Source organism: Gallibacterium faecale, from assembly GCF_027920745.1.
Classification (GTDB): Bacteria; Pseudomonadota; Gammaproteobacteria; order Enterobacterales; family Pasteurellaceae; genus Gallibacterium; species Gallibacterium faecale.
In genome coordinates this window covers 1-7,119 of record NZ_JAQIBB010000120.1, presented here as the reverse complement: position 1 = coordinate 7,119, position 7,119 = coordinate 1, and the positions used below count along the sequence as shown (strand labels likewise).

General features: G+C 28.8%; 5 protein-coding genes. 4 read left to right on the top strand and 1 reads right to left on the bottom strand.

Annotated elements, in window-relative coordinates:
- The first annotated feature begins 1,105 nt into the window (after positions 1 to 1,105).
- The 4 genes from PF272_RS12255 to PF272_RS12240 are packed head-to-tail and all read left to right on the top strand — an operon-like array spanning position 1,106 to position 5,797.
- Positions 1,106 to 2,050, top strand: a complete 945-nt coding sequence (locus PF272_RS12255; protein ID WP_271142976.1) for a ThiF family adenylyltransferase — start codon at positions 1,106 to 1,108, stop codon at positions 2,048 to 2,050.
- Positions 2,047 to 3,363, top strand: coding sequence for a periplasmic substrate-binding domain-containing protein (locus tag PF272_RS12250; protein ID WP_271142975.1), 1,317 nt, complete (start codon positions 2,047 to 2,049; stop codon positions 3,361 to 3,363). The genes PF272_RS12255 and PF272_RS12250 overlap by 4 nt, the downstream gene beginning before the upstream one ends.
- Before the next feature lie 9 nt (positions 3,364 to 3,372).
- Complete coding sequence (locus tag PF272_RS12245; RefSeq protein WP_271142974.1) at positions 3,373 to 4,650, top strand: ABC transporter; 1,278 nt, start codon at positions 3,373 to 3,375, stop codon at positions 4,648 to 4,650.
- The gene (locus tag PF272_RS12240) at positions 4,637 to 5,797 is read left to right on the top strand and encodes an MFS transporter (protein WP_271142973.1); all 1,161 of its coding nucleotides are present in this window, start codon (positions 4,637 to 4,639) and stop codon (positions 5,795 to 5,797) included. The genes PF272_RS12245 and PF272_RS12240 overlap by 14 nt, the downstream gene beginning before the upstream one ends.
- 234 nt (positions 5,798 to 6,031) lie before the next feature.
- On the opposite strand, the gene PF272_RS12235 is transcribed toward PF272_RS12240, so the two are convergent.
- Entirely contained in the window at positions 6,032 to 7,003 is a 972-nt protein-coding gene (locus tag PF272_RS12235; RefSeq protein ID WP_271142972.1) for an ArdC family protein, read from the bottom strand.
- Positions 7,004 to 7,119: the final 116 nt, after the last annotated feature.

Sequence of the window (7,119 nt, the reverse complement as noted above, 5' to 3'; positions counted from 1 at the left end):
TATAATCAAGGATTGCCGCCAATTTTAGCGAAAAAAAACTATCAAGGACTGCTAATTTAGTGGATCACTACAATTTGAAGATCTAGATTTTGTTCCTCTGCAGAAACACGAGCATAGCCAATTAACATACAATACCACCTATATAGTATAAAAACTCAATATATAAATGAGTTTTTGAGTCTTGATTTTTGTACTGAGTTATTGAACTTAAAATGGAAAGAAAAATGAAGATTTTTTTATTTTTCGAAATGCGTCAAAAAAACGTTCGTTTTTTAGAACTAGGGAAAATGGTTCTTAGGTTTACTTCACCTTTCTATATAAACATATAGCCTATTACTTTTCCTTACGAACTGTAGTTCAAAAAAGTAGATGTAGATATATTACAGGCATTATGAGGAAGGCTAAGTCTTTAATTTATTGTTTATTTATCATAACAACCCACTCATGAAATAGGTGATTTTTAGGCTACACTATAAGGACCTAATACTTCGCATGCTCTTTAAAGAACATACGTATTGAGGCACTGTGTGATCAAATCTATATTAATTTGTGCAAGTAGAACAAATACAGTAAATCTTTATATTCTCTATAAATTGTTTTTCTCCTATACATCGAAATAAAGACTATATGGTAACTACAATTCCATCTTTATGTGATGGTAAACTTGAATTATTATTGGATTTACTAACTATGACTTATCCTCTTATATTTTGAATTCTGGTTGCCAGCTTTGTTCATTATATAGCGAGAATTTTTTATTGTGCTCACCGCTAAAGCTCTTTTACATCCATATGACAGTGTTATGGTTTTCGTGGAACAACTATATAATAAAAAAAGAGTTGGAAACCAACTCTTTTTATTATTAAAGTCAAAAGAAACTAGCAACGAGTAGTGCTTTCTCTAACGTGTTTTGCAGTAACTTTCATTGGCTTATTTTGAGTTGTATTATTGTTCATAAATATCCTCACTTAGAGAGTAATGAATATAGGCCTTTTATAGTTATAAAGGAGTTTTTGCTTACAAAGCAAACGATTCTTGCTTGCCTTGCAAGCACTTATATTATACTCTTAAGATAGTTTCTTGTCAATAGGTTTGGAGCTATAAAATGGGAAAAAATTATAAATTAAAGACAGATGCTTTACTTCACTATGATGAGTTTAGCACCAAAATTCTTTTAGGTACTAAATGTGTTGAGATTTTTGATGATGATCAAACATATTTTTCTCTTCTAAAAAAAAGGGAATGGGCTTTAAGCGATTTACCCAATGACCTAGTAGAAGTTTTAATTGAACATAATTTAATTATAAAAAGCTATACTCATTATTATAAGAATTCTGAATTAGACAGAAATATTTACCTTATTGAAAGTTTAATGGACTCTCGAGATCCTAGATCTCCAATTGATATTCAAAATACTATCTCGAATAGTAGAATTCTATTATTAGGGGTTGGAGGTATTGGATGTATTGTTTTGGATAACTTACTGAGACTAGGTATAAAAGATTTTTTTATTGTTGATTCAGATATTGTTGATAAGTCTAATTTAAATCGACAAATTTTATTTACAAAAGATGATGTAGGTTCATATAAAGTTGATGTTATAAAAGATAAATTAAAGTTAATATATAGTAGTTTGAATATTGAAAAGTCTAGAGATTATATTGATGATCACTCTCTTTTAAAATCTATATGTATAAATTACTGCCCCGATTTTATAATAAATGCATTAGATACTCCCCAAAATATAGAAAGAATTATACTTGATGTATCCACTATATTAGAAATACCTAGCATTAACTGTGGTGTAGGAATAAATAGTGGATTTTGGGGACCTATATCGATATACCCATTTGTTGAAAGCAATAAGAAATATGATAAGTCTCCAAATTTAATTAGTAAACCAATTAAGGGATCGCTACCAACAACTAATATGATGATAGGCAGCATGATGTGCCAAGATATACTTCAATATTTTATAAACCCTCGAACCGAAAATCTCTACTACAGAAAAATTTTTAATTTTCAAACATTTGAGTGTGAAGTTATATGAAAAATTATATCAATATTTTGCTAGATGCAGAATTTAAGTTATCTTTTCCCTTTGAGTGTAAGGATTTTTCCTCAAGATGCATCGCTTCTATGTTGCATGAACCGTTATTCAATAAAAAGGATGGTGTTTATAGCAGTAATTATATAAAAAATCATTATTTAAATACAAAAGATCATTCAATAACTATTGAGTTTTTTGATGGACTGTTTTTCTCAAATGGCCGGAAACTAACATCTACAAGCATTTATAAGACACTCCACTATCAAATAATGAATAAAACAATGTTTTCTTACTACCTTGATTTTATTGAAGGTGTGCCATCGATATTATATGATGATATTCATCATAGTGACATCGGTATTATTGATATCGTAGACAAAAACATGTTAAAGATTATCTATAATAGACGAATTGATTATTGTGATCTTTTTTCTAATATTGAGTTCTCACCTATTTATTTTAATGAGGACAATTGTCCAGAATTATATATATCCAATGGCAAATTTAAAATATTTAAAATAAAAGAATATCAAATCACCTTAGAAAGAAATGATTATTATTCAAATGAAGATAAACATATAAAATATGTTAACTTTATAGTAAATAAGAATCTTTATTACCCAATAGAATTGTATAGAAAGGGGAATGTTGATGTGACTAGCTGTACATATTTCCCTAATGAATTGGTAGCCCATGAAAAAATCATCAATAAAGAATCAAATATATTTTTCATATTAGGAATGAAAAAGGAATTTGTCATATTTAAGCCTGCTTTTAAAAAGATATTAACCGATTATATAAATAAAAACCTTTTAAATATTTTATCACCATTAAATGGATATTTTTTTGACAATGACCTTGAATATAAAGAATGTCATATAGTTAATAATATTAATCCTGAAGAGATTAATATAGCATATTTGAATTATTATCCAAATGAACACATTATATGTGCCTTATGTGACTTTCTTTCTAATCTAGGGTTAAAAATAAATTTACATGGATTTGATATACATACTTATTGCAAAATAGATAAATCTAAATATGATATTTATCTAACACTAAATGTATTATTAACAGAAAGCAAGTATGATTTGTCAATTTTTTATATTTCTTATCTTGATAATACGGATATAGAACAGTATTTAAAAATATTGAATAATGAAACTTTAGAAGATAATTATAAAGTTCAAAATGAATATTTATTATCTCATGCATTATGCTTACCAATTTGTAGAGGGAGGTTTATCTACATGAAGTCACCACGTTTAAAAAATTTCTATATTAGTGATAAAGGCGTTTATAATTTCTAGGATTTATATATGGTTAGTTTTGATTTAAAATTTTCATCAGAAAAATGCAATATTGTTTGCAATAGTTTTGGCATATCCAATTCTCATAGGAATATATTTAATTTAAATAATATAGAACTATCTAGTTTAGATTCCACCATCAATAATGGTATAACTCTTATAACGGGCCATTCTGGAGTTGGCAAAAGCACTTTAGGAAAATTACTGAAAGAAAAATATAATTTTTTTGATATAAAAGATATAAAAATAAGCAATTGCGAACTTCCTATAATAGATATTATAGGATATGATTTTAAAGAAGCTATATATTTTCTAAATATAGCTGGATTATCAGAGCCATACTTATATTTGACTCCATATAATAACCTTTCATCAGGCCAAAAATTTAGATTCTTAATTGCCTTAATTCTTTCCAATGGAATAAAAAATATTTATTGTGATGAATTTTGTAGTAATTTAGATAGAGATACAGCTTATTTTCTTAGTTACAATTTAAGACGATTTTCTAATAAATTTAAATTTAACCTTATATTAATATCGAATGATGAAAATATAAAAGAATATCTTTTTCCAGATTGCCACTTATCATTTGATTTATATTCAAATATTAATCTAAAATTAACCCCTATCTCACAAAGCAATCCATTTAAAAAAGACATGACAATAGAAGAGGCTACATATCATGAATATAAATTGTTAGAAAAATATCATTATTTCCCTTCAGCAGAAGAATATATAAATAACAGTTATAATGCAGATTACTATAAATTAGTATATAAAGGAAATATTGTTGGCGTTCTAGTTTTTAGAACACCCTATTCTAATGATGAAGAAAATGATAGCTTGCTAAATATAAACAATAAAATAAAAGTGCTATATAGAGTAATCTTTCACCCCATTATAAGAGGATGCGGTATATTAAGACTATTTTTAGAATATATTTACAAAATATATCCCAACAAAATATTATATGTCGAATCAGCATTAGCTAAATTCATGCCTATTTTTGAGTCCATAGGATGGACTTGCTTAGATGAGTCCAAATTCCAATATACTAGAGGGATTAATTTAGAGGGGAGAAATATTGACTATTTACTGCATAGTTTATCTAATATGATTTACAATAAATACATTGACTTTTGCATGATAGGGAATATTAATCCAACAATGGATATAAATGATATATTTACCTCATTAAAAGATGAATTCACCGAGGATGATATTGATTTTATTATAGAATGTTTAGAGTTATTTGAGATGAAAAGGTTTATTTATGAAATTAAATAATATATCAAAGATACTGATTTTTGGCCTTTTTAGTAGCCTATTTTTTGAAAGAAGTTTATGGATGATATACTTGCAGAGTAAAGGATTTTCCATGTCTGAAATATCCTTTTTTCAAATTGGATTAAATATAGCAATGTTTATATCTGAAATTCCATCTGGAGTTATTTCTGATAGGTTTGGACGAAAAATATCAATGTTTTTAGGGTTAGTATGTACTATAACCTATCTTGTTGGAATGCTTGTTGCCGAAAATAATATCTCTGTATTTATTTTCTTCATTATTTATGGATTTGGTATTGCATTACTATCAGGAACAGAACAATCATTAATTTATGATGAACTTTTATTTAAGAGAAGAAAAAAGTTATATCATAAGATTATAGGGAGATATAACTTTATTTCTATATCTGCTTTGGCAATAAGTTCTTTCTTAGGAGGAGTAATCGCGGAATACAATGCTTGGGACATGATATTTTATTTAGGAGTTATTAGTCAATTTATTGCAATGGTTGTTCTATTTTCTGTGGTAGACTTTTACAAAAGAAATTTTATTCATGATAGAGAAAACATTCCTACATTTAAAGTGTTGAGCAATATATCGTTAAACATATATATATTGATTATTTCTCTTTCCATATTTCAAGGAGTATTTTCTTCTATTACATTGTATTATCAAGCAGTTCTTAAAGATAATAGTTTCTCTTTGTTGTTTATTTCTGGAATATACTCTATTTCTTTTTTATTTAGTGCTTTTTCATCGGTGTTTTCAGGATGGATTGCTGATCTAATTGGAGAAAAAAGGTCAATAATACTATTTTCCTTACTATTGTTATGTTTTCTAGGTCTTTCCCTTATGTTTGGCGGTATATGGGTAGCTTTGACCTTCATTATAATTTTAATTAGTTATGAGATTATAGATACATCTCTCGGAGTATTATTAAATCACTCTCTTTCATCAAATGATAGAGGAACTATTTTATCTACGGTAAACTCACTGTGCTCTTTGATAATGATTTTCTCATTTTGGTTAATTGGCACGTTATCTAACTATTTGGATTTTAGCAAAATAATTTTTGCATCTGGAATTTTTTGCATGCTAGTTTTTATAACAATATTTAATATTTACAGTAGAAATCATAATAAATAAAAGCTTACTAAGCATTGTATTTATTATTACCCTTAAAATTTTGAGGTAAATAATACGAATACTATTTATATACTCAACTTTTATTTTGTAAAGTTCAAAATCTATAGGGTTATATTTTAAAATAATAAGTATTATGTACTACATTATTAATACAAAAGGGATATACTATACCAAAAGAGATAGTACCTTTTGGACTAAAGGAATATTGCGATTTACAATATTCCTTAGTCTTTATTATGCTGCTTCAGCAAAGTGTTTTTCGTATTGTTGTTGAACATTGAGCGCGTCCATCATATATTCACACGCATTACGTGCAAACCCAGAGGCTCTAAAAATAGCTCGTTTATCCTCTTTCAATACCTTAATCCAACTTTCAATATACGCCGCATTTTGTGGTACTTCATTGAATCCTAAATGAGCGCAAACAAATGCACCACCCATTTCCGCAATCAACTCCTCAAAAGCATAAATTTTGTTGCCAAATTTAGCTTTACCAGAAGCAACACCTTCTCGATTTAAACGTTTCTGATGCCCTGTTGCGTGTGTCATTTCATGAAGTAACGTACCATAGAATCTCGCCTCTGAATCAAATTGCTTCATTTCAGGCATCACTACCTTATCCTCTGAAGGTCGGTAGAATGCACGGCTACTTGGTATGACTTTAACCTCCAAATCCATTCCTTTTATCATTTGCCGAATCTCAGCAAACAAGGCATATGGTACTGTGTCAGCTTCTGTATTTTTTGCTGGTACAGCCTCATACATTGAACTTGGTAGCCCTTCACATTGCTCAATATTAAAAAGTGGATGTCTTTTTAAAACAGCAAAATGTTCCATTTCTGGATTACCGTCTTCATCCAAGATTGGATTACCCTCATCATCGCATTTCTCGCGGTCAATCGGATTATAATTCACGACAGTCGTCGCTTTTTCATCTTTACGCACGTGGCCACCGAGTTTATTGGCTGCCATGGCTGTAATCCATTTACTTTGTTTGTAACCATGCTCAGCACTGGCCACCCAAAGCAACAAAATATTGACTCCTGAATACAAGCGACCTGAGACCGCATTTCTAGGAAGTGCAAGACTACATTCTGGATTATGCCAAGGTTTTAACCACGGCACCGTACCTTCTTCAAGACATTTGATGATGCGGTCAGTAATTTCTTGATATAAATCAGGTTTATGTTGAGTTTGTGTGTTCATAATGTGTTCTCCTAAATTAAAAATGGAGAACACGCCCATCAGGGAACATGTTCCCCAATGGGTAATAAACTGAAAAATTTCAGTTTGCGGTTAAGTGTGACTGCGGTAGATTTTTT